This is a genomic window from Rhodococcus sp. T7 (assembly GCF_009872365.1).
GTDB lineage: Bacteria > Actinomycetota > Actinomycetes > Mycobacteriales > Mycobacteriaceae > Rhodococcus_F.
In genome coordinates, this window is the sequence record NZ_WXYH01000022.1 from 1 (window position 1) to 21384 (window position 21384).

The following is a 21384-nucleotide window of genomic DNA, read 5'->3' on the forward strand; positions in this document are numbered from 1 at the left end:
CGGGTCTGACACCCCCAGCGTCCGCTGGGAACCATGAGGAGCGGGAGCCCCCCGCCCCTTTTCCATCACATCAACCGGGGGCGGTTGACAAGTACTCACGGGCCGTAGACCTGGCTATTAATCGCCATAGTCAGCAATGTACACCTGGCTATGGTTATGGCAAGTCAGGTGTGATGAACGCCTCGGATCGACGGTTTGTGCTGCGTATATCCCGCGTCGGTCCTAACGTGAGGCATGGCTGTTCTGACCCCCGGCTTCCACGGCAGACCGCGCAGCGAGCACGCCCTCCCGCCCGGTCAGTACGAGGTCACCGATTTTCCGGTCCTCTCCGCAGGGCCGACGCCCCGCGTCCCGACCGACACGTGGACCCTGACCGTCACCGACGAGACCGGCGGGCGCCGCGAGTGGTCGTGGGCCGAATTCATGGCGCTGCCGCAGGAGCGCCCGACGGTCGACCTGCACTGCGTCACGCGATGGTCGAAGTTCGGCACCTCCTGGAAGGGCGTCTCCCTCGACACCCTGTTCGCGGATGTCGAGACGTCCGCGGGATTCGTCCTCGTCGGGTGCGACGGCGGCTACACCACCAACCTCCCCGTCGCCGACCTTCTCGGCGGCAAGGCGTGGATCGTGCACACCTACGAGGGTTCGCCGCTCGCGCCGGTGCACGGGGGTCCGGCCCGCCTGCTCGTGCCGCACCTCTACCTGTGGAAGTCCGCGAAATGGGTTCGGTCTATCCAGCTCGTCCCCCAGGACGTTCCCGGCTTCTGGGAACAACTCGGGTATCACGATCGCGGCGACCCGTGGCGGGAGCAGAGGTATCAGGGTGACCAGTGAACTCGTGGGCCGCGCCGTGCTCGGCTGGCGGGTGGCCGAACTCGTCGAGTCGTGGCCCGAGACGGCGAGTGCGCGTGCCCTGGTCCTCGAGGTACCCGACTGGCCGGGGCATCGCGCCGGGCAGCACGTCGATCTCCGTCTGACCGGACCCGACGGGTACACCACCGAGCGGAGCTACTCGCTGGCGTCGCCGCCCGCGCGCTCGTCCGGCGGGTGGCGCCTGCAGTTGGTCGTCCAGCGGGTGCAGGACGGTGAGGTGTCTCCGTATCTGACCGACGTGTTCGCCGCGGGCAATCTGATCGAGGTGCGCGGACCGATCGGTGGCTGGTTCGTGTGGTCGCCGCGCGAGGGCGGCGGCGCGCCTGTGCTTCTCGTCGCGGGTGGGTCGGGCATCGTGCCGCTGATGTCGATGATCCGGGAGCGCCGGTTCCGCCGCGATCGCACACCGTTCCGGCTCGTGTACTCGCTGCGGACGCAGGCCGACGAGTTGTTCGCGGACGAGCTGAACAGACCGGGGACCGGCGACGGGGGAGTCGAGACGTTCGTCCTCCGCACCCGTGAGGACTCGCCGCGGTCCGGCCGTCCGGCCGGTCGGATCAGCGCTGCCGATCTCGCGGCGTGGGGATGGCCCGCGGACTTCGCGCCGCGCTGCTTCGTGTGCGGGCCTACCGGTTTCGTCGAGGAGGTGGCTCGTCTGCTGCTCTCGCTCGGGCACTCGCCGGACGACATCAAGACCGAGCGGTTCGGTCCCTCCGGGCCGTGACCGGAGGAAGGGGCTTTCGATGAGTACGTTGCAGGGCAACGATTTCGAGGACGGAAACGTTCTCGGTGGGCCGTTCGCGGAGATCTTCGTCCACGACCTCACCGCGGCGACCGGCCGGTGCCGATTCTGCGGTCTCGACGGACCGATGGCCGCCGTCCACGTCTATTCGCGTGCGCCCGGCGTCGTCGCGCGATGCCCGGGGTGTCAGGAAGTACTAATGCGGCTCGTGTCGACTCCGCGCGGCCTCGAACTCGACGCCAGCGGTCTCGCGCACCTGTCCTGGAGGCTGTAGCTGCTGACTATGGAATCTGCAAGTCAGCTAGGCTGAGGTGCATGGATGCGGCACGGTTGGACGGCTTTCTCGCAGATCGCGACACCTGGCGGGCCACGCACTGCTCGATCGGCAAGGCGATGGACGTGATCGGCACGCGCTCGGCCGTCCTGATCCTGCGCGAGGCCTACTACGGCACCACGCGATTCGACGACTTCGCGAAACGGGTCGGCATCACCGAGGCCGTGGCGGCGTCCCGGCTGCGTGAACTGACCGCCGAGGGCCTGTTCGAGCGGCAGCCCTACAAGGAGCCCGGGCAGCGCACCCGCTACGAATACGTGCTCACCGAGAAGGGCCGCGACCTCCTGCCTGCCGTGCTCGCGCTGATGCAGTGGGGCGACAAATACCTTCAGGGCGAGTGCGGACCGCCGATCGGGCTGCGGGACGACGCCACCGGCGAACCCGTCCGCGTCGAGGTCCGCAGTCCGGGCCGGGAGGTGCCGCTGGCGGAACTGCGGCTGACCCCCAACTTTGCGGAGGGCGACGCCCGCCCGTGAGTACTTCTCAACCGCCGGCGGTTGATAAGTACTCACGGATCAGAGCCAGAAGCGCATCAGATAGTTGCCGTACTGCGCGTAGATCTCCGGCACCCCGGACAGTTCGAACAGTCGGTAGATGAAGTCGAAGAACACCACGTTGATCGACGGCACGAACAGCAGCGCCACGAGGATCAGCAGTCCGTACGGTTTGAACTGGTCGACGGACCTGCGGGTGCGGGGCGGCAGGAACGGCTCGAGTGCGGCGTACCCGTCGAGTCCGGGAACCGGCAGGAGGTTGAGGACGGTCGCCATCACCTGCAGGAATGCGAGAAAGCTCAGGCCCGTCCAGAACACCAGGTGGTCGCCGCCGAGCCCGAACCAGCGGATCACAGCGAGGAGGACGATCGCCGACACCAGATTCACGGCGGGTCCGGCGAGTGACACCCGTGCCTGCACCTTCGGCGGGAACAGTCCGGTGCGCAGGTACACGGCGCCGCCGGGCAACCCGATCCCGCCGAGCGCGATGAACAGCACCGGCAGGCCGATCGACAGCAGCGGGTGGCTGTACTTCAACGGGTTGAGCGTCAGGTAGCCGCGCACCTCGACGTCGGTGTCGCCGTGCCGCCACGCCGTGAACGCGTGCGCGAACTCGTGCAGGCAGAGCGTCACCACCCATCCCGCGACCACCAGCAGGAACACCCCGACATGCCCGAGGACCGATTCCCGCTCGGCACGCCACGCGAGGACACCGCCGGCGACCGCGACCGCGACGACGAGCAGGAAGACCGGACTGGGACGGACCGCGGTGGTCCGCGCCCTGGGCAGGTTCATCGGACCAGCAGCCACTCTTGGTCGTGGCGGTAGAACGTCGAACGCTTGACGTCGCGCGGGTTCGGCACGCCGTCCCGGGTGAGAGCCGCGGCGGGCGACCCCAACTGCACGGCGCGACCCTCGACCCAGCGGCGCGGCAGCCAGCGCCGGCGAGGTTCGATCGACGCCCGCAGACCGGGCATCCGCGGCGTCGGGGTGATGTTCATGTTCGTCGTCGTCCCCGAGAACAACCGGGTGTCGTCGACGTACGCCTCGCCGACGAGCGGGCCGCCGTCCGGGCCCGTGACGGTGGCGCATCCGACGAGCGCGATCCCCGCGTCGTCGCGGATGAGGGGGACCGGTTTGGCCGTGCCCTTCAGCGCGGTGCGGGCGCCACGCGCGCCGGCGGACAGGTGGTAGGCCTCCGTCGCCTCCGAACGGTGCTCCGCGACGTAGGCGAGTTCGATGTGCAGCCGTTCGGTGCGCATCAGCCGGGTCAGGGTGGCCGCGAGGGCGGCGTCGCTGCCGACCACGATCAGTCGCGGATCCGCGACCACATGCAGTTTGGAGAAGACCTCGTCGAAGTCGTCCTTGTCCGGAACCGTGGGTGCGCTCGAGGCGGAAATGGAGCCCAGAGGTAGGGGAAGCGGCGCGTCGCCGCAAATGAGCACTACGGGGGTCAACGCCACTCCTCGCCCGGATGTCCCGCCGCGATTTCCGCAGCTTCCCTTTCCGATCATCCTAGTGGCACGCCCGAGTTGGCCTCCCCAGCCGTACTGTGGGGTCTGTTCTCCGCGCCCTCGGCTAGACTGTTCCCCCGGCCACTGCCTACGAACGGCAGGACCACGCAGTCGGATACGACTGTACGTCGACCGTAGGAGACAACGTCATGCCGGCAATCGTCCTGATCGGCGCCCAGTGGGGCGACGAGGGCAAGGGCAAAGCGACCGATCTACTGGGCGGACGCCTGCAGTGGGTGGTGCGCTACCAGGGCGGTAACAACGCCGGACACACAGTGGTACTTCCGAACGGCGACAAGTTCGCACTGCATCTCATCCCGTCCGGAATCCTCACTCCGGGAGTCACGAACGTCATCGGAAACGGTGTCGTGGTGGACCCGGGGGTGCTGCTCACCGAACTCGCCGGACTCGAACAGCGGAGCGTGGACACCAGCCGCCTGCTGCTCTCGGCCGATGCGCACCTGATCATGCCGTACCACGTTGCCATCGACAAGGTCACCGAACGCTTCCTCGGGGCCAAGAAGATCGGCACCACCGGCCGCGGCATCGGGCCTTGCTACCAGGACAAACTCGCGCGTGTCGGCGTCCGCGTGCAGGACGTGCTGGACGAGAAGATCCTCACCCAGAAGGTCGAGGCGGCACTCGAGTTCAAGAACCAGGTGCTCGTCAAGATCTACAACCGCAAGGCCCTCGACCCGCAGCAGGTCGTCGACGAGGTGCTCGAGCAGGCCAACGGTTTCAAGCACCGCATCGCGGACACGCGCCTGCAACTCAACGAGGCGCTCGAACGCGGCGAGACGGTGCTGCTGGAGGGTTCGCAGGGCACGCTCCTCGACGTCGACCACGGCACCTACCCGTACGTGACGTCGTCCAACCCGACGTCCGGTGGCGCAGCGGTCGGTTCGGGCATCGGCCCCACCAAGATCACGACGGTGCTGGGCATCCTCAAGGCGTACACCACCCGCGTCGGTTCGGGCCCGTTCCCGACCGAACTGTTCGACCAGAACGGCGAATACCTGGCCAAGACCGGCGGCGAGGTGGGTGTCACCACCGGCCGTGCCCGGCGCACCGGATGGTTCGACGCCGTGATCGCCCGCTACGCAACGCGTGTCAACGGCATCACCGACTATTTCCTCACCAAGCTCGACGTGCTCAGCAGCCTCGACACCATCCCGATCTGTGTCGGCTACGACGTCGACGGTGTGCGGCACGACGAGATGCCCATGTCGCAGACCGACGTTCACCACGCGAAGCCGATCTACGAAGAAATGCCCGGCTGGTGGGAAGACATCTCCCACGCCCGGACGTTCGAGGAGCTTCCGAAGAACGCGCAGAACTACGTCCTGCGTCTCGAGGAACTGTCGGGTGCGTACATCTCCTGCATCGGCGTCGGCCCCGGCCGCGACGAGACCATCGTCCGCCGCGACGTGGTGCGGTAGTCCGACTTTCGCGCGCCGAATGTGGCATCGGCCGAGTTGAATTCAACCGGTGCGGCATTCGGCGATCCGCGATACATTCGAGCCGATGATCAGGACTGTTGAAGCGAGCACCCGGACACCTCCCGGTCGGTGGTATGACAGCTTTCACGCAGCGGCCACCGTCCTCGAGGCGTTCGGTTCCGGGCACGACCCTACGGATTCCGGCCGGTGCGTGGCGGTGGTGTCGACGGATCTCGGTGTCTGGGTATTCGAGGGTGATCCGAGGTCGACGGTGGATGCGTTCATCCACGCCGTGGAGCGGGCGATCGTCGCCGGCGGGCAGGCGTTCGTGCTGGGTTGTGCCGTTGTGAGCGGGACGGATCAGCGGGTCGTGCGGACCCTTCGGGTTCCCGACGGCGACAGGATGGTCGCGGCCGCCGCGATGGCGCGCGAACTCGTCGTCGATACGCAGGAGCCGATCAGAACAGCACCGGGTCGTCGAACCCGGGAGTGTGCTCGAGGGCCAGCAATTCGCGCTTGGTGAGGGTGCCGCCACCTGCGGAGAAGCCACCCACCTGCCCACCCGCGGCGAGGACGCGATGGCACGGGATCACGACCGGCAGCGGGTTGCGGCCCAGCGCCTGACCGACGGCCTGCGCGGCGCCCGGTTTGCCGAGTTCCGCCGCGATGTCGCCGTAGGTGAGGGTGGTGCCCGGGTCGATCGCGCGGGTGATGTCGTATACGCGGCAGTCGAATTCGGGGACCCCCTCGAAGTCGAGGTCGATCCACCGCAGATCGTCGAGTGCGCCGCCCAGATGTTCGCGTATTCCGTCGATGGCCTGCTGGACCGGTGTGGGTGGCTGGTGCTCCACCGCGTCCGGGAAACAGTGTTCGACCCGCTGCCGGGTGGACTCGGGTGAACCCTCGGGCAACTGCACACCCACGATCCCCGCGGCCCGCCACGCGATGGCGCACGTGCCGAGGGCGGTGTCGAACAGGGCGATTCCTGTGGTCACCAGCCCAGTATGCCTCCGACCTCCGACACCTACCGTCCGTGAACCGTGGCCGGCGGAGGTTCGATCAACTGCAGTGGCCGCCGGGGCGCCGAGGTCCCGGATCATGCCAGTCCGGATCTTCTGGACTGCTCGGCGGGTCGGGAAAGATGCCGCCGAGAGGGGCGCCGATCCGGAACTGCTCCAGGCGAAATACGCCCTTACCTCCCTCTTTCGGGCCGAAGTGTGCGACCGCGGCGGCCAGGAGAGCCATGCACAGGAGCGTGATCAATGTCGTCATGGATCCGAGCTTCGTGAGAACTGGCTTGGAGTTGAATAGCCAAGAGGGTGATACTGGACTGCATGATGACTCGTGTACTCGGAGCTCGCTCCCTGGCCAGGGACCTCGGCAACTGGCAGGACGACAGCGGCCGCCGCTCGGCGGCGCGACCCGCCTACCGGGCTCTGGCGGAGAGCATCCGCCTGCTCGTGCACGACGGTCGCATCCCGCTGGGTGTCGCGTTGCCGAGCGAACGCGAACTGGCGTCGGTGCTGGAGTTGAGCCGCACCACGATCACGTCGTCGTACTCGGTGCTCCGGGACGAGGGGTATCTCATCAGCAGGCAGGGGTCGCGCAGCACGGTCGCGTTGCCGCTCGGGGCGCGGCAGAACGGGCTGATGTTCCGGGCGCACCAGCCCGGATCCGACGGTGCGGTGGTCGACCTCAGTTACGCCGCGATGGCCGCGCCCGCCGAAGCGGTCGAACAGGCCTACGCCTATGCGCTGCAATCACTTCCGCAGTTCCTTCCGACTCACGGGATGGAGCCGGTGGGGATCGGCGCGTTGCGGGAGGTGATCGCGGCCCGCTACCGGGCGCGGGGGCTGGAGACCTCGCCCGAGCAGATCATGGTCACGTCCGGGGCCCAGCACGCGCTGCGGCTGCTCCTGAACGTGCTGACGGCGCCGGGGGAGCGGGTGCTGGTCGATCACCCCACCTACCCCAACGCGCTGGAGGCGATCCGCAGGGTCGGCGCGCGTCCGGTCCCCGTGCCCGTCCGGCCGGAGGGCGGTGCGTCGGGGGCGTGGGATCTCGACGGAATCCGCAGCGCGGCCCGGCAGACCGCGGCCCGGATGGCGTACCTGATTCCGGACTTCCACAACCCCACGGGGCTGTGCCTGGACGCGTCCGGACGGGCCGAGCTGGCGCGGATCGCGCGTGACACCCGCATGACGCTGGTGGTGGACGAGACGATGGTCGACCTGTGGCTCGACGAGCCGTCACCCGGTCCGGTCGCGGCGTACGCCAAGGGCGCGGCGAAATCGGAGGTCGTGACGATCGGGTCGGCGGCCAAGTCGTTCTGGGGTGGGCTGCGCGTCGGCTGGATTCGCGCGGATCCGGCGCTGATCACCCGGCTCGCCGGGGCACGGGCAGCGGTCGACCTGGGGACACCGGTGATGGACCAGCTCGCGGCGGCGCATCTGCTCACCGACGACGAGCTCGTCCTCGCGCGTCGCCGGGCCGAGCTGCGGGAGCAGCGGGGCGCGATGCTCGACGCGCTGGCCGACCGCCTCCCGGACTGGGTCCCGACCATCGGTTCGGGAGGGATGTCGCTGTGGCTGCGCATGCCTGCGCCGGTCTCGACGGCGCTGGCCGCGACGGCCCCCAACTTCGGCGTGCTGCTGGCCGCTGGACCGCGGTTCGGGGTGGAGGGTGCGTTCGAACGGTTCGTTCGGCTCCCGTACGCGCGGACGTCCGACGAGTTGCGCCGCGGCGTCGACGGCATCGCGGCGGCGTACGAGACGCTGGCCGTCGACCGTGAGCTCGCGGAACCGTCCCTCGTCGTCTGAGCACGTGAGTGGCAAAGTGTGCCGGGGCACGCGTTGCCACTCACCTGCGGTCAGGTCCAGACGGTGTCGATGTCGACGCCCTCGCGGGCCGGCGGGGTGGGAGCGCCGGCGGGGGTGCGGGAGAACCGGGGCGCCGGGGCGTGCTGGGTGACGCCGTCGAGGTCGATCAGCGAGCCGCGGGCGGCGAGGTGCTCGTTGGCGGGTGCCTCCGCGAACGTCAGCACCGGCGACACGCAGGCGTCGGTGCCGAGGAAGATGGCAGCCCACTCGTCGCGGGTCTTCGACAGGAACTTCTCGGCGAAGACCTTCTTCATCTGCGGCCACGCCGACACGTCCATCTGCTGCGGCAGTTCGGCGGGGTCGAGTTCGAGGCCCTGCAGCAGCAGGGCGTAGAACTGCGGCTCGATCGAGCCGACGGCCATGTACTTGCCGTCGGACGTCTCGTAGGTGTCGTAGAACGGCGCACCGGTGTCGAGCAGGTTCACGCCCCGCTCGTCGGACCAGACGCCGCGGCCACGGAACGCCCACATCATGTGCGACAGCGCCAGCGCGCCGTCGACCATCGCCGCATCCACGACCTGCCCCTTGCCGGACGACTGGCGTTCCACCAGCGCCGACAGGATCCCGAAGATCAGGAACATCGAACCGCCGCCGAAGTCGCCGACCATGTTCAGCGGCGGCACGGGACGCTCACCCTTGCGGCCGATGGCGTGCAGGACCCCGGTCAGCGAGATGTAGTTGATGTCGTGGCCGGCGGCGCTGGCCAGTGGACCTTCCTGGCCCCAGCCGGTCATCCGTCCGTATACGAGTCGCTCGTTGCGCTCCAGGCAGACGTCCGGGCCCAGGCCCATGCGCTCGGTGACACCGGGCCGGAAGCCTTCGATCACGACGTCGGCGCGCTCGATCAGCCCGAGCACCTTCTCGACCTGTGCGGGGTCCTTCAGGTTGGCCTCGACGACGCGGCGGCCGCGCTGGATCTGGTCGTACGGACCGCCCGGTGGGATCACGCCGGGGCGCTGGACGCAGACCACGTCGGCGCCGAGATCGGCCAGGAGGGCGGCGGCGTGCGGGCCCGGTCCGAGGCCTGCGAATTCGACGACGCGAATGCCCGCGAGGGGGCCCTTCTTCTCTGAAACTGGAGCAGACACGCGAGTTCCTCATTCCGGTGCGAGACGACCTGTCGAATCGACGTTAACTTGCGGTCGCCGGGCCGTGTGCCCCGGGTCACGGGATACCGCCGCTGGTGACGTCGCACTCTTGCCTGTCCACGGGTGCGCGGGGCACAGTTGATTCATGAGTCTTCAGGGTGAGCTCGTGAGTTTCGTGGCCAGCACCGACCTGGACGTCTCGGAGATGTTCTACGTGGAGACCCTGGGGCTGACGCGCGTCTCGCGGGACGAGTTCGCGTTGGCCGTCGACTGCAACGGTGCCCTGCTCCGGGTCACGCTGGTGCAGGCGAAATCAGACACCGGGTACACGGTGCTGGGGTGGAAGGTCGCCGATCTGAACGGGGTTGTCGATTCGCTGCGCAGCAAGGGCATCGAGTTCACCGAGTATCCGGGGATGGATCAGGACGAGCACGCGGCCTGGCTCGCACCGGACGGCATCCGGGTCGCGTGGTTCCGGGATCCGCACGGCAACGTGCTGTCGCTGTTCGAGGATCCGACCTGACGAGCGTCAGCCGCGGCCGGCGAGCAGTGCCTCGGTAGCGGCCCACAGCCGTGCGGCGAGTGCCGCGTCCCGTGCGTCCTTGCCGGGCTGAACGGCCTTGCAGCCCTTGATGTATTGGCCGGTGAACTTGCCGCTCTCCGTCGCGGTGGCGGTCCACACCGCGGTCTCCGCTGCCTTGGCGACCTCGGCCATGAACGGTGTGAGGAGTGTGCCGACCACCTGGTGGCCGAACGGCAGACCCCGGCCGAGCGCGGTGCCGCGGACGAATCCGGGGTCGGCGCAATTGACGACCAGCCTCGCGGGATCGGACCGGCGCGCCAACTCGCGGGTGAACAGGGTCAGGGCGAGCTTGGAGTTGTTGTACGCGCGCTGGCCGTGGAACGTGTCCTTCGTACCGTCGAGGTCGTCGAAGTCGAGGCTGCCGCCGCGATGCCCCGACGAACTGATGTCGACGATGCGCGACGGACGCCGGTGACCGGCGGCGTCGGCCGTCGACGCCCGCGCCATCGCCGGTGCCAGCGTCGTCGCCAGCACGAAGGGCGCGAGGTAGTTCACGGCGAACGTCTCTTCGATGCCGTCCACCGTCAGCCGGCGCTGTCCCACGTCGACGCCCGCGTTGTTCACCAGCACGTCGATCCGCGGGAACCGATGCAGCAGTTCCCCGGACAGCGTGCGGACCCGGCCGAGCGAGGACAGATCGGCCGGCGCCGAATGCAGCCTGTCGCGGTCCGCGCTCTCGGACAGGTCGGCGATCGCCGCGTCGATCCTGTCCTGGTCCCGGCCGACCAGGACGACGGTGGCGCCGCGCCGCGCGAGTTGGCGGCAGGTTTCCAGGCCGAGGCCCGAGGTGGCGCCGGTGACCACCATGGTGCGGCCTGCGAGGTCGTTCGACTCGGTCATTCTCGCCTCCCGAATGCAGGTCTCTACGAGAGTAGGGCAACCGGGAGGGCCGCAACGGGGAACGCGCTGTCGGTCCCGCTAGCGCCGGTGCCCGTACCCCAGCCAGGCCCGCCGGCGCTGACCGAGCGGATCGTTCTCCACCCTGCTCGTGTCGTCGATGACGAGCGTTTCCCGGCGCTCCGGCGAGTACCGCGGCCATCCCGGCGCGGGGGTCCCGTGCCGGGCGAAATGCAGCCAGTGCGACTGGACGGTGTCGGTGACGGCCCGCAACCCGCGGCGTCCGCCGAGCGCGGTGAGCAACCGCGCCCACGGCCCGGTCAACCCGAACACCGCGTACAACTCCGTGGCGTGGGTGGCGCCCAACCCGAGGACGTGGAGCAACCGGGGTGCGAAGTCGTACCGGTAGCTGTAGGTCGGGGCGACGGTCGTGTGGCCCTGTGCGCACAGGACGGACGGTTCCCAGAACGTCACGTCGCCGCCGAGGTCCGCGGCCGCACGCCGGCCGGGGTAACCGGGGTAGGCGGCGATCGCCCGCTCCTTCACCGACGCGTCCACGTGCGAGAACATCTTGTCGATCCGGGTGGGATCGGTGGGCAGAATGTTCAGGAACCGGGGAAAGACCCTGCCCTCGTGGCGGTTCGTGCCGATGATCAGCGGGACCGGGTGCCCCGATCCGGACGCGAAACTGTCGAGCGGATGGGTGGGAAGGAAGAAGCCGTCGACGACGGGCGCGAATGCGCGGGTGCCGGGTTCCTCGTCGGCGCCCCGGTGCGCCAGCGTCGTCCCCGCCGCGACGAAGTCGGCCGGATCGGCGGTCTCGAGCCACGTCGCGGCCTCGGACAGCGGGACCCCGGCGATCTCGAGGAATTCGCGCGACCACCGGGCCGCCCGCTCGGGGTGGTAGGCGGAGGCCACCGGCGGGCTCTCGGCGATGGCCCGCGCGAACAGGCCTTTCGCGGCGGGTGTGGTCATCAGGGTGGTGACGGCGTTGGCGCCCGCGGATTCGCCGAAGACGGTGACGTTGTCGGGGTCGCCGCCGAATTCGGCGATGTTGCGCTGCACCCATTCGAGTGCGGCCACCTGGTCGCGGAGGCCGAGGTTGGAGTCGAAAGGTCTTTCGGGGGTGGAGAACTGGGTGAAGTCGAGGTATCCGAGGGATCCGAGGCGGTAGTTGATCGACACGTACACGATGTCGCCGCGGCGGACCAGCGACTGGCCGCCGTAGAGCGACGAGGACGAGGTCCCGCCGGAGTAGGCGCCGCCGTGGATGAACACCATCACCGGTCGCGGCGTCGCGGATGTGGGACCGGGGGCGAGCACGTTGAGGGTGAGACAGTCCTCGTCGGTCCCACTGTCCTGCGGTGCGGGGGACCCGAAGTGGAACGCCCGCCGAACCCCCGACCACGGCTCGACCGGGTGCGGGGCCCGCAACCGCAGCGGCCCGACCGGGGGAGCGGCGTAGGGGATGCCCCGCCACGCTGCCAGGTCGTCGATCCGGCGCCCTCCGACGGCGCCGGCATCGGTGTGGACTTCCAGACCGCTCACAGGCCCTGCCCGTGATAGCCCGCGTACCCCTCCCACGCCAGCCTGCGCTCCCGGCGCGGGTCGTCCTGGACGGTGGTGACGGTGTCGAACACGAGTGTTGCCCTCCGGTCGGTGTCGTACTTCGGCCACGACACCAACGGTGTTCCCCGCGAGGCGAAGTGCAGCCAGTGTCGCTGCACATTATCCGTCACGTCCTTCAGGCCGCGTCGTCCGCCCGGCAGGGTGAGACCGCGGCCGATCAGAGTGTCGGCGATGTCGAACACGGCGAACAGTTCGAACCCGTGCGTGGCGTCCAGACCGAGCCACTTCATTGCACGCGGCGCGAAATCGAAACGGTAACTGAAGGTGGGGGCGTACGCGGAATGGGCTTCGGCCAGTTCGATCGACGGCCTCCAGAACGTCAGGTCGCCGCCCAGATCGACGGCGGCGTCCGGTGCCGGGTAGCCCGGATACGCCGCGGTGACGCGGGCCTCGGCGGCGGGGTCGGTGAGTGCGAACATCCGCCCGATCCGGTCGGGGTCCGTCGGCAGTGCGTCCAGGAATTTCGGGAACAGGGTGCCCTCGCTGGCGTTGGTGCCGATGATCAGCGGAACCCGGTGCGCCGAGCCGTCGGCGAACGCGTCGAGAGGCGGCTTCGGCAGGAAGGCGCCGTCGATCACAGGTCCGAACGGGTGCAGTCCCGGCGTCTCCGAGAGCACCTTCGCGCCGAGACGGTTCCCGGCCCGGCCCAGCGCGCCGACGGGTGACGACGCGAGCGCCTCTGCGGCAGTGCCGGGTTCGGCTCCGAGTAGCGTCACGTAGTCGGATGCCCACCGGGCGGCTCGGTCCGCCGTCGTGACGAGACCGGGCGCGGAACTCTCCGAGATCGCCCGCGCGAAAAGGCCTTTCGCGGCGGGTGTGGTCATCAGGGTGGTGACGGCGTTGGCGCCCGCGGATTCGCCGAAGACGGTGACGTTGTCGGGGTCGCCGCCGAATTCGGCGATGTTGCGCTGCACCCATTCGAGTGCGGCCACCTGGTCGCGGAGGCCGAGGTTGGAGTCGAAAGGTCTTTCGGGGGTCGAGAACTGGGTGAAGTCGAGGTATCCGAGGGATCCGAGTCGGTAGTTGATCGACACGTACACGATGTCGCCGCGGCGGACCAGCGATTGTCCGCCGTAGAGCGCGGTGGCCGACATGCCCAGCGTGTACGCGCCACCGTGGATGAACACCATCACCGGGCGCGCCCCTGACGTGCCGGGCGTGGCCAGCACGTTGAGCGTCAGGCAGTTCTCGCTGCTCGGCTGATATTTGCCCGGCCGCAGCGCGGTGAACTTCTTGTGCTGCACGGCGGCGTCGCCGAACTCGGTGGCGTCGAGTTCCCCGGACCACGGCGTGACCGGGTGGGGTGCGCGCAACCGCAACGGACCCACCGGGGGAGCGGCGTAGGGAATTCCCCGCCACGCGACCAGGTCGCCGACGCGCCGGCCCCGGACCGCCCCTGCGGTCGTCCTCACCAGCGTGTCGGTCGTGAGAGTGTCAGACGCCATGTCGGCGACTATACGGAGACCGTCTGAGGAGACGCTGTCATCCGCCGGTGGTGCTCCGTGCGGGTCAGCGCCGCGCCTCCAGCAGTCGCAGCCACACCTCGCTCACGGTCGGGTACGACGGGACCGCGTGCCACAGCGTGTCGAGCGGCACCTTCCCGACCAGGGCGACGGTGGCGGCGTGGACGAGGTCGGCGACGTCGGTGCCCGCGAACGTCGCCCCGACCAGGGTGTCGGTGGCCCGATCGACCACGAGTTTGGCGTGACCGCTGAAATCGTCGCGGGCCAGTGACGAACCGGCGACGGCGATGTCGACCTCCACGGTCTCGACGTCCACACCGGCGTCGCGCGCCTCCTGCTCGGTGACCCCGACGGCCGAGACCTCCGGATCGGCGAACACCACCTGGGGGACCTGCCCGTGGTCGGCGGTGGCCCGGAATCGGGACCCGTCCAGCGGCCTGCCCTCGGCGCGAGCGGCGATCACGTCTCCGCAGACGCGGCCCTGGTACTTGCCCATGTGAGTGAGCAGCGCGCGACCGTTGGCGTCGCCGACGGCGTACAACCACTCGTCGGCCGTCGTCAGATGGTCGTCGGTGGTGAGGTATCCGCGGGAGTTCAGCAGCCGCGCGTCGAGGCCGAGCGACGACGTTGCCGGGGTACGCCCGGTCGCGACCACGATCTCGTCGACGACGATCGGGTCCTGTCCCACCACGTCCAGGGTGACCGGACCGCCGTGGATGCGACCCATGCCGGTGTCGCGGGCGTCGGCCCGTTCGACGCCGCGAAGGTCCGCGCCGAACAGGATCCGCGCACCCTTCTTCTCCAGGTTGCGGGCCACCCGTTCACCGGCGAACGGCTCGTTCTTCGGGAGCAGCGCCCGGCCGCGGACCACCATCGTCAGTTCCTGAGCGCCGAGGTCCAGCAGCCACGTCGCGCTCTCACAGGCCACGACGCCGCCGCCGATCACGGCGACCCGGCGCGGAATCTCCTTCAGGTTGGTGGCGTCCCGCGAGATCCACGGCAACGCCGCCCGCAGGCCGGGGGTGTCCGGGACCGCGGCGGTCGTCCCGGTGGCGACCACGACGGCGTGCCGGGCGCGCAGCTCGCGGGAATCGCCGACCGTCACCGTGCGGTCCCCCGTGATGCGTGCCGATCCCCGGATGACGTCGATCCCCGCCGCGTCGGCCCACATCACCTGCGACGAGTCGTCGTGGTTGTTGGTGAACGAGTCGCGGCGCGCCAGCACGGCGTCCACGTCGAGCGGCCCGGCCGACACCCCGGGCATGTTGCGGGCCGCACCGAGGACCTCACCCGGACGCAGCAGCGCCTTGCTGGGCATGCAGGCCCAGTAGGAGCATTCCCCGCCGACGAGCTCGTGCTCGATCAGCGCCGCCGTGCGGTCGCTGCCGGCGATGGCGTAACTCGCCGCGTTCTCACCCGCGGGGCCGCCTCCGATCACGATGACATCGAACTCTTCCGCGCCGCTACCGGAGTCAGTCATACCTGTAACCGTAAGCCGGTCGGTGCACGATGTCAGAGGTTCCGGCGGGCCTCCCGCGTTGTTACCGCCGAGTAGATACTGTGTCGGGATGACGCGGCAGAAGATTCTGATCACGGGGGCGAGCTCGGGGCTCGGCGAGGAGATGGCCCGGCGGTTCGCGGCGCAGGGCCGGGACCTCGCGCTGTGCGCGCGCCGCGTCGAACGACTCGAGGCCCTACGTGACGAATTGCGGGCGTCGCATCCCGGGATCGCCGTCGCCGTCCGCGAACTCGACGTCACCGACCACGACGCCGTCGTCCGGGTCTTCGGCGAACTGCGCGACGAACTCGGCGGACTCGACCGCGTCGTCGTCAACGCCGGACTCGGTAAGGGCGCCAGGATCGGAACGGGCCGGGCCGACGCCAATCTCGCCACCGCCCGCACCAACTTCGTCGGCGCCCTGTCGCAGTGCGAGGCGGCGCTCGGCATCTTCCGCAAGCAGAACTCCGGGCACCTGGTGCTCGTGTCCTCGGTCAGCGCGGACCGGGGTCTGCCCGGCCCGAAGGCGGCGTACTCGGCGAGCAAGGCGGGGGTCTCGGCCCTCGGCGAGGCGCTGACCGCGGAACTGTCGAAGAGCCCGATCGCGGTGACCACCCTGCTTCCCGGGTACATCGCCACCGACATGTCGAGCAAGGCGGGCGACAGTTCCGGGCTGACGGCAACCCTCGCCGACGGCGTCGACGCGATGGTGGCGGCCATCGAGAAGGAGACGAGCCGCGCTGCGCTGCCGGGCATCAAATGGCGGGGAATCGACGTCGCATTGCGCTTCCTTCCTCATGCATGGACATCCCGGTTCGTGTAGGACTGACCTATGACGACCGCCCAGGAATCCTCGTCCCTCGGCCTGCAGCGTTCGCGACCACGGGTCGTCATCATCGGGGGAGGGTTCGGCGGCATCTACGCGGCCCGCCGGCTGCGCGACGTCGACGTGGACGTCACCCTGCTCGACCGCGGAACCAGCCACGTCTTCCAGCCGCTGCTGTACCAGTGCGCGACGGGCCTGCTGTCCGAGGGCGAGATCAGCAGCCCGCTGCGCCACCTGCTGCGCGGGATCCGCAACGTGCACGTCGCCCTCGGCGAGGCGCAGGGAATCGACGCAGCCGGCCGGGTGCTGACCGCCAGCCGCTTCGACGGCTCCACGTTCGAACTTCCCTACGACTACCTGATCGTCGCGGCGGGCATGCGGCAGGCGTACCACGGGCACGACGAGTACATCCAGTGGGCGCCGGGAATGAAGACCCTCGACGACGCACTCGCCATTCGCCGAAAACTGATCTCCGCCTTCGAGATGGCCGAATCGCTGCCCACCGCGGAGGAGCGCAGGCCGTGGCTCACGTTCGCCGTCGCGGGCGGTGGACCCACCGGAGTCGAACTGGCGGGTCAGATCCGGGAACTCGCCGTGCACGCGCTCGCCAACGAGTTCCAGTCCATCGACCCCTGCGAGGCCCGGGTGCTGCTGCTCCACGGCGGCGACCGCGTTCTCCCGTCGTTCAACCGGAAACTGTCCGCGGCGGCGCAGCGGACACTGGACAAGGTCGGCGTCGAAACGCACCTCGGTGTGCACGTCACCGACGTCTGCGAGACCAGCATCGAGACCACGGCCAAGAACGCAGCCCGCACCAAGAAGCGTTACGGGGCCCGCACCGTCCTGTGGACCGCGGGCGTCGAGGCCGTGCCGTTCGCCGCCGCTCTCGCGAATGCGCTCGGCGTGAAGCAGATTCAGGGCGGGCGCATCGCCGTCGAACCAGACCTCACGGTGCCAGGACATCCGAATGTCTGGGTGATCGGCGACCTGATGTCGCTGAACGACCTTCCCGGTGTGGCCGAGGTCGCGATGCAGGGCGGCAGGCACGTCGCAGGATGCATCGCCCGCACGATCGAAGGCGGAACACCCGACCGCAAACCCTTCAAGTACCGCGACCTCGGCAGCGCCGCGTACATCGCCCGCAGGCATGCACTGCTCCAGGCCGGCCCGATCCAAATGTCCGGGTTCCTGGGCTGGGTGTCCTGGGGCGCCATCCACATCGCGTTCCTCGCCGGGTACCGCAACCGGTTCGGCACCCTGCTCAACTGGGCCGTCACGCTGGCGTCCCGGACGCGACGGGAGCGGGCGATCACGTACGGCGATCCGGAGTCGGCGCGGCAGCCGTACACCGATCTCACGACCGAGTCCATAGCCGTCACCAGGCCCGAGCGGTGACCCCGTGCCGGGCGAGGACCTCGCCCGCCCGCTCGCGGAGCGCCGTGCGGTCCGGGCTGTCCAGCGACTCGAGCGCGAGGGTGTAGCTACCGCCGAAGCGGCTGAGATAGGCGGACAGCCGGGTGCGGCTGGTCACGACACCCGGATGGACGGCGCGGGTGGCGATGCCGGTGGCCCGGTGTCCGCCGATCGTGACGAGCGCGTCGGGCAGCGGTCCGATGTTGGAACACAGCACGTCCCGCTCACCGGGATTGCCCGTGAGGGCGTGCGCCACCCGGTCGGGCACCAGTTGCAGCATCTCCTCGGGAAAACCGGCCGGGCTGGTCATCGCGGGTGCGGAGAAGGCGGCGCGGCTTTTCGCCCGCACGTCCCCGACGGTGTCCCGCGGGGACACGTCCACCTCGACCACGGCGACGGAGTTCGCGGTGCCCGGCTGGTCGCCCTTGTCGCGCAGATCCATCGGCACGCTGATCATCAGCGGCCGGGTCTCGCCGTCCCGCCGCGCCAACTCGCCCACCACGGTCAGGAACAGGCTGTTCGGGGTACCGCCTGCCTGCTCCGCGACGGCGTCCCACCGTTCGGCGTCCACGTCCAGCACCATCCCCACAGGTGAGTGGCAAAGAGTCCCGGGGGACGCTTTGCCACTCACGTGCAGGAAGCGGCGCAGCTCCGCGCGACGGGACCCGCTCACCACCAGACCGGCGACCGCACGGGCCGTCCCCTCCGTCACGCGGCGGGCGAGCCGGGTGGCGTCCCACATGTCCGCGACCGCGCCTCCCGCGCCACCCGCGTCCGACGGCGGCGCGCCCTGCAGGGCCGCCGCGATCGCGGCCGCCAGTCCGCGCGCGTCCGCGATCACGTGAGAACACACCAGCGACAGCACCGTGCCCCCGCCGGCCGGTCGTGCGCAGGCCAGCCGCCAGCCCGGACCACGTTCGGGGTCTACCGGCAACGAGGCCTGCTCGTCCGCCCACGCCAGGACCGCCCCGGCCTCGATCTCCGCGTATTCGACGGGAAAGGCGTCCGCGCTCGGCTCGAACCGGGGCCGCGCGCCGGGGACCCGCGGGCGCACCACCCGCCTGCCCAGCGGTCCCCGCGCGAGGTCGGCGATCAGGGAATCGAGCGTCGCGGCGTCCACCCGGCCGTCCGTGCGCCACAGTCCCTGCATCACGATCGGCGTTCCCCACCCCCGGTGGGTGCGCAGGAACATCTCGTCGACGACGCTCAATCGGGCGCTCACCAGCGAAGTGTACGACCGGTTGCGTCGGTCGCCGCAGGTCGGCCTCTGGACAACCGGCGCATACTGGAAGTGCAGCGCTGTACGGGACCGCACACGGAGAACACCATGGTTAGCGTCGAGAAATGGAAGGTGTGGGGTTCCGTCGTGGAGGTCGACGTCACCGAGGGCGCTGCCCTTCCGGAGGCCGCGGCGCTGATCGCGGCCGTCATCGACGAGGCCGAATCGGTCTGCGACATCCACCGCGGCGACGCCGAGATCCACGCCGTCAACCTGTCCCAGGGTGCGCCCGTCAAGGTCAGCAGGCGGATGTCCGCACTGCTGCGTTCTGCGCTCTGGGCGGCCCGGATGACCGACGGGGTGGTGAACCCGCTCGCCACCGAAACCCCCGACGAGGACCTGATCCCCACCGTGCATCCGGAACCCAGTTTCCTCGACGTCCAGATCGACGACGACGTCGTGTTCGCGCCGTGGGGTGCGTCGTTCGACATCACCGACACCGCCAAGGCCGACACGGTGGATCGGGCGGCGGAACTGGTCGCCCGGCAACTCGAGTGCGGGGCCGCGGTCCGCATCGGCGACGTCATCGCGACGGCCGGACACTGTCCCGCCGGCGGCTGGCAGATTCCGGTGCCCGGCGACGGGGAGGTCGAACTGGTGAACGGGACGGCGATGGCGACGGCGGTCGCGCCACCGGTCACCGAACCACCCACCACCACCGAATGGGAGACGGTGACGGTGATCGCCGACGACGCACTCTGGGCGTACGCGGCCAGCGTCGCCGCCCTCGCCCGCGGTATCGGCGCGCTCCGGTGGATCGAACAGCACGAACTGCGTGCCCGGCTGGTGGACCGCTCCGGCCGGGTCTACACCACCGAGAGTTGGTGAGTCAGGCCCGTCCGCGCTGACGGCGGTACCAGCGCACCAGGCTGTCCGTCGACGAATCGCTCTGCACGGCGGGTTCTTCCGCGGCGGTGAGCACCGGCTGCAGCTCCACGGCCTGGGTCTTGCCGAGCTCGACACCCCACTGGTCGAACGAGTCGATGCCCCACACGACACCCTCGACGAACACCTGGTGCTCGTACAGGGCGATCAGCTGCCCGATCACCGACGGTGTGAGCTTCGGCGCGAGGATCGTCGTGGACGGCCGGTTGCCGGGCATGACCTTGTGCGGCACCAGCTCTTCGGGGGTGCCCTCGGCGGCGATCTCCTCGGCCGTCTTGCCGAACGCCAGGACCTTCGTCTGCGCGAAGAAGTTGCTCATCAGCAGGTCGTGCATGCTGCCCGTGCCGTCGGCGGTGGGCAGGTCGTCCGTGGGCTCGCCGAAACCGATGAAATCGGACGGCACGAGCCGCGTGCCCTGGTGCAGGAGCTGGTAGAAGGCGTGCTGGCCGTTGGTTCCGGGTTCGCCCCAGAAGATCTCACCGGTGGACGCGGGGACGGGGGAGCCGTCGGCGCGCACCGACTTGCCGTTCGATTCCATCGTCAGCTGCTGCAGATACGCCGCGAACCGCACGAGATCGTTGGAATACGGCAGCACGGCACGGGATTCGGCGCCGAAGAAGTTCGAGTACCAGAGTCCGATCAGGCCGAGCAGGACCGGCGCGTTCTCCTCGAGCGGCGCCGTCCGGAAATGTTCGTCCACGGCGTGGAAGCCGGCGAGGAACTCCGCGAAACGTTCCTTGCCGATCGCCGCCATCACCGACAGTCCGATGGCGGAATCGACCGAGTACCGGCCGCCGACCCAATCCCAGAATCCGAACATGTTGGCCGTGTCGATGCCGAACTCCGCCACGCGGTCCGCGTGTGTCGAGACGGCGACGAAATGCTTTGCGACCGCTTCGTTTCCGAGGCCCAGGCCGCCGAGCAGCCACCGCCGGGCGGCCGTGGCGTTGGTGAGCGTCTCGAGGGTCGAGAACGTCTTGGACGCCACGATGAACAAGGTGGTGGCCGGGTCGAGGCCGTTCAGGCTGCGCACCAGGTCTGCGGGATCGACGTTGGAGATGAACCGGACGCCGATGCCGGCGTCGGCGTAGTGCCGCAGCGCGCGGTACACCATCACCGGGCCCAGATCCGACCCGCCGATGCCGATGTTGACGACGGTCTTGATTCGCTCGCCCGTCGCGCCGCGCCATTCGCCGGAGCGCACCCGATCGGTGAAATCGCCCATGCGATCGAGGACGTCGTGGACGTCGGCGACAACGTCCTGACCGTCTACGACGAGAGACGCGTCGGCAGGCAGCCTCAGCGCGGTGTGGAGGACGGCGCGGTCCTCGGACGTGTTGATGTGCTCGCCCGCGAACATCGCGTCACGGCGGGCCTCCAGGTCGACGCTGCGCGCCAACTGGAGCAGCAACCCGATCGTGTCGCGGTCGATGCGGTGCTTGCTGTAGTCGATGTACAGGTCGCCGGCCGAGACGGTGAGTTCCCGTCCGCGTGCCGGGTCCTTCTCGAAGAGCTCTCGAAGATGGACGGTCTGAATCTGGGCGTGATGATCACGCAATTTCTGCCAGGCCGCGGTTCCGGTGATGTCTGAGCTCACGAGATTCGAGC

Annotated in this window: 21 protein-coding genes; 10 read left to right on the forward strand and 11 right to left on the reverse strand. The window is 69.4% G+C overall.

Annotation, left to right across the window (positions count from 1 at the left end):
- Nucleotides 1–234: 234 nt before the first annotated feature.
- The 4 genes from MLGJGCBP_RS03130 to MLGJGCBP_RS03145 are packed head-to-tail and all read left to right on the forward strand — an operon-like array spanning nt 235 to nt 2425.
- A complete protein-coding gene (locus MLGJGCBP_RS03130; RefSeq protein WP_160094023.1) occupies nt 235–834 on the forward strand; it encodes a sulfite oxidase-like oxidoreductase in 600 nt (199 codons plus the stop codon).
- Nucleotides 824–1597: a ferredoxin reductase gene (locus MLGJGCBP_RS03135; RefSeq protein ID WP_087561421.1), complete on the forward strand. Its 774-nt coding sequence runs from the start codon at nt 824–826 to the stop codon at nt 1595–1597. The genes MLGJGCBP_RS03130 and MLGJGCBP_RS03135 overlap by 11 nt, the downstream gene beginning before the upstream one ends.
- Nucleotides 1598–1616: 19 nt before the next feature.
- On the forward strand, nt 1617–1889 hold the full coding sequence (locus MLGJGCBP_RS03140) for a DUF6510 family protein (protein ID WP_160094024.1): 273 nt from the start codon (nt 1617–1619) through the stop codon (nt 1887–1889).
- A 41-nt stretch (nt 1890–1930) separates the two neighbouring features.
- Nucleotides 1931–2425, forward strand: a complete 495-nt coding sequence (locus MLGJGCBP_RS03145) for a winged helix-turn-helix transcriptional regulator (protein WP_160094025.1) — start codon at nt 1931–1933, stop codon at nt 2423–2425.
- A 39-nt stretch (nt 2426–2464) separates the two neighbouring features.
- Here MLGJGCBP_RS03145 and MLGJGCBP_RS03150 read toward each other — a convergent pair whose 3' ends face one another.
- Nucleotides 2465–3238, reverse strand: a complete 774-nt coding sequence (locus MLGJGCBP_RS03150) for a site-2 protease family protein (protein WP_160094026.1) — start codon at nt 3236–3238, stop codon at nt 2465–2467.
- Complete coding sequence (locus tag MLGJGCBP_RS03155) at nt 3235–3888, reverse strand: hypothetical protein (protein ID WP_236580904.1); 654 nt, start codon at nt 3886–3888, stop codon at nt 3235–3237. The genes MLGJGCBP_RS03150 and MLGJGCBP_RS03155 overlap by 4 nt, the downstream gene beginning before the upstream one ends.
- A gap of 218 nt (nt 3889–4106) precedes the next feature.
- Here MLGJGCBP_RS03155 and MLGJGCBP_RS03160 point away from each other — a divergent pair, with 218 nt between their 5' ends.
- On the forward strand, nt 4107–5396 hold the full coding sequence (locus MLGJGCBP_RS03160; protein ID WP_087561426.1) for an adenylosuccinate synthase: 1290 nt from the start codon (nt 4107–4109) through the stop codon (nt 5394–5396).
- 458 nt (nt 5397–5854) lie between these two features.
- Here the strand turns inward: MLGJGCBP_RS03160 and MLGJGCBP_RS03165 are convergent, their stop codons facing one another.
- Nucleotides 5855–6391 (reverse strand): methylated-DNA--[protein]-cysteine S-methyltransferase, encoded by a 537-nt coding sequence (locus MLGJGCBP_RS03165; protein WP_087561428.1) that lies wholly within the window; start codon nt 6389–6391, stop codon nt 5855–5857.
- A 64-nt stretch (nt 6392–6455) separates the two neighbouring features.
- Nucleotides 6456–6668: a hypothetical protein gene (locus tag MLGJGCBP_RS03170; protein ID WP_160094028.1), complete on the reverse strand. Its 213-nt coding sequence runs from the start codon at nt 6666–6668 to the stop codon at nt 6456–6458.
- A gap of 62 nt (nt 6669–6730) precedes the next feature.
- On the opposite strand from MLGJGCBP_RS03170, the gene yczR reads away from it, so the two are divergent.
- Nucleotides 6731–8215 carry a MocR-like transcription factor YczR gene (gene yczR / locus MLGJGCBP_RS03175; protein ID WP_087561430.1) on the forward strand — a complete coding sequence of 495 codons (1485 nt, stop codon included), beginning with the start codon at nt 6731–6733 and terminating at the stop codon, nt 8213–8215.
- A 50-nt stretch (nt 8216–8265) separates the two neighbouring features.
- On the opposite strand, the gene MLGJGCBP_RS03180 is transcribed toward yczR, so the two are convergent.
- A complete protein-coding gene (locus MLGJGCBP_RS03180; RefSeq protein WP_160094029.1) occupies nt 8266–9363 on the reverse strand; it encodes a CaiB/BaiF CoA transferase family protein in 1098 nt (365 codons plus the stop codon).
- Between the two features lie 145 nt (nt 9364–9508).
- On the opposite strand from MLGJGCBP_RS03180, the gene MLGJGCBP_RS03185 reads away from it, so the two are divergent.
- Complete coding sequence (locus tag MLGJGCBP_RS03185) at nt 9509–9886, forward strand: VOC family protein (protein WP_160094030.1); 378 nt, start codon at nt 9509–9511, stop codon at nt 9884–9886.
- A 6-nt stretch (nt 9887–9892) separates the two neighbouring features.
- On the opposite strand, the gene MLGJGCBP_RS03190 is transcribed toward MLGJGCBP_RS03185, so the two are convergent.
- From MLGJGCBP_RS03190 to MLGJGCBP_RS03205, 4 genes are all read right to left on the reverse strand, one after another.
- Nucleotides 9893–10786: an SDR family NAD(P)-dependent oxidoreductase gene (locus MLGJGCBP_RS03190; RefSeq protein ID WP_160094031.1), complete on the reverse strand. Its 894-nt coding sequence runs from the start codon at nt 10784–10786 to the stop codon at nt 9893–9895.
- A 78-nt stretch (nt 10787–10864) separates the two neighbouring features.
- A complete protein-coding gene (locus MLGJGCBP_RS03195) occupies nt 10865–12331 on the reverse strand; it encodes a carboxylesterase/lipase family protein (RefSeq protein ID WP_160094032.1) in 1467 nt (488 codons plus the stop codon).
- Nucleotides 12328–13857 carry a carboxylesterase/lipase family protein gene (locus tag MLGJGCBP_RS03200; RefSeq protein WP_160094033.1) on the reverse strand — a complete coding sequence of 510 codons (1530 nt, stop codon included), beginning with the start codon at nt 13855–13857 and terminating at the stop codon, nt 12328–12330. Before MLGJGCBP_RS03200 ends, MLGJGCBP_RS03195 begins: the two co-directional genes overlap by 4 nt.
- A 64-nt stretch (nt 13858–13921) precedes the next feature.
- The gene (locus MLGJGCBP_RS03205) at nt 13922–15355 is read right to left on the reverse strand and encodes a dihydrolipoyl dehydrogenase family protein (protein ID WP_160094034.1); all 1434 of its coding nucleotides are present in this window, start codon (nt 15353–15355) and stop codon (nt 13922–13924) included.
- An 88-nt stretch (nt 15356–15443) separates the two neighbouring features.
- Between MLGJGCBP_RS03205 and MLGJGCBP_RS03210 the strand changes: the two genes are divergently transcribed.
- A complete protein-coding gene (locus tag MLGJGCBP_RS03210; RefSeq protein ID WP_160094035.1) occupies nt 15444–16196 on the forward strand; it encodes an SDR family oxidoreductase in 753 nt (250 codons plus the stop codon).
- A 9-nt stretch (nt 16197–16205) separates the two neighbouring features.
- On the forward strand, nt 16206–17594 hold the full coding sequence (locus MLGJGCBP_RS03215; RefSeq protein ID WP_160094036.1) for an NAD(P)/FAD-dependent oxidoreductase: 1389 nt from the start codon (nt 16206–16208) through the stop codon (nt 17592–17594).
- Here MLGJGCBP_RS03215 and MLGJGCBP_RS03220 read toward each other — a convergent pair.
- Nucleotides 17575–18834, reverse strand: coding sequence for a hypothetical protein (locus MLGJGCBP_RS03220; protein WP_160094037.1), 1260 nt, complete (start codon nt 18832–18834; stop codon nt 17575–17577). The genes MLGJGCBP_RS03215 and MLGJGCBP_RS03220 overlap by 20 nt on opposite strands.
- 105 nt (nt 18835–18939) lie before the next feature.
- Between MLGJGCBP_RS03220 and MLGJGCBP_RS03225 the strand changes: the two genes are divergently transcribed.
- Entirely contained in the window at nt 18940–19719 is a 780-nt protein-coding gene (locus MLGJGCBP_RS03225) for an FAD:protein FMN transferase (protein ID WP_160094038.1), read from the forward strand.
- A 1-nt stretch (nt 19720) separates the two neighbouring features.
- On the opposite strand, the gene pgi is transcribed toward MLGJGCBP_RS03225, so the two are convergent.
- A complete protein-coding gene (pgi, locus tag MLGJGCBP_RS03230; protein ID WP_160094039.1) occupies nt 19721–21373 on the reverse strand; it encodes a glucose-6-phosphate isomerase in 1653 nt (550 codons plus the stop codon).
- Nucleotides 21374–21384: the final 11 nt, after the last annotated feature.

Coding starts and splice junctions, on each gene's coding strand:
- MLGJGCBP_RS03190 (WP_160094031.1), bottom strand. CDS start 10,786: ATGACCGAGTCGAACGACCTCGCAGGCCGCACCATGGTGGTCACCGGC.
- MLGJGCBP_RS03150 (WP_160094026.1), bottom strand. CDS start 3,238: ATGAACCTGCCCAGGGCGCGGACCACCGCGGTCCGTCCCAGTCCGGTC.
- MLGJGCBP_RS03140 (WP_160094024.1), top strand. CDS start 1,617: ATGAGTACGTTGCAGGGCAACGATTTCGAGGACGGAAACGTTCTCGGT.
- MLGJGCBP_RS03210 (WP_160094035.1), top strand. CDS start 15,444: ATGACGCGGCAGAAGATTCTGATCACGGGGGCGAGCTCGGGGCTCGGC.
- MLGJGCBP_RS03215 (WP_160094036.1), top strand. CDS start 16,206: ATGACGACCGCCCAGGAATCCTCGTCCCTCGGCCTGCAGCGTTCGCGA.
- MLGJGCBP_RS03205 (WP_160094034.1), bottom strand. CDS start 15,355: ATGACTGACTCCGGTAGCGGCGCGGAAGAGTTCGATGTCATCGTGATC.
- MLGJGCBP_RS03185 (WP_160094030.1), top strand. CDS start 9,509: ATGAGTCTTCAGGGTGAGCTCGTGAGTTTCGTGGCCAGCACCGACCTG.
- MLGJGCBP_RS03200 (WP_160094033.1), bottom strand. CDS start 13,857: ATGGCGTCTGACACTCTCACGACCGACACGCTGGTGAGGACGACCGCA.
- yczR (WP_087561430.1), top strand. CDS start 6,731: ATGATGACTCGTGTACTCGGAGCTCGCTCCCTGGCCAGGGACCTCGGC.
- MLGJGCBP_RS03160 (WP_087561426.1), top strand. CDS start 4,107: ATGCCGGCAATCGTCCTGATCGGCGCCCAGTGGGGCGACGAGGGCAAG.
- MLGJGCBP_RS03170 (WP_160094028.1), bottom strand. CDS start 6,668: ATGACGACATTGATCACGCTCCTGTGCATGGCTCTCCTGGCCGCCGCG.
- MLGJGCBP_RS03225 (WP_160094038.1), top strand. CDS start 18,940: ATGGTTAGCGTCGAGAAATGGAAGGTGTGGGGTTCCGTCGTGGAGGTC.
- MLGJGCBP_RS03145 (WP_160094025.1), top strand. CDS start 1,931: ATGGATGCGGCACGGTTGGACGGCTTTCTCGCAGATCGCGACACCTGG.
- MLGJGCBP_RS03130 (WP_160094023.1), top strand. CDS start 235: ATGGCTGTTCTGACCCCCGGCTTCCACGGCAGACCGCGCAGCGAGCAC.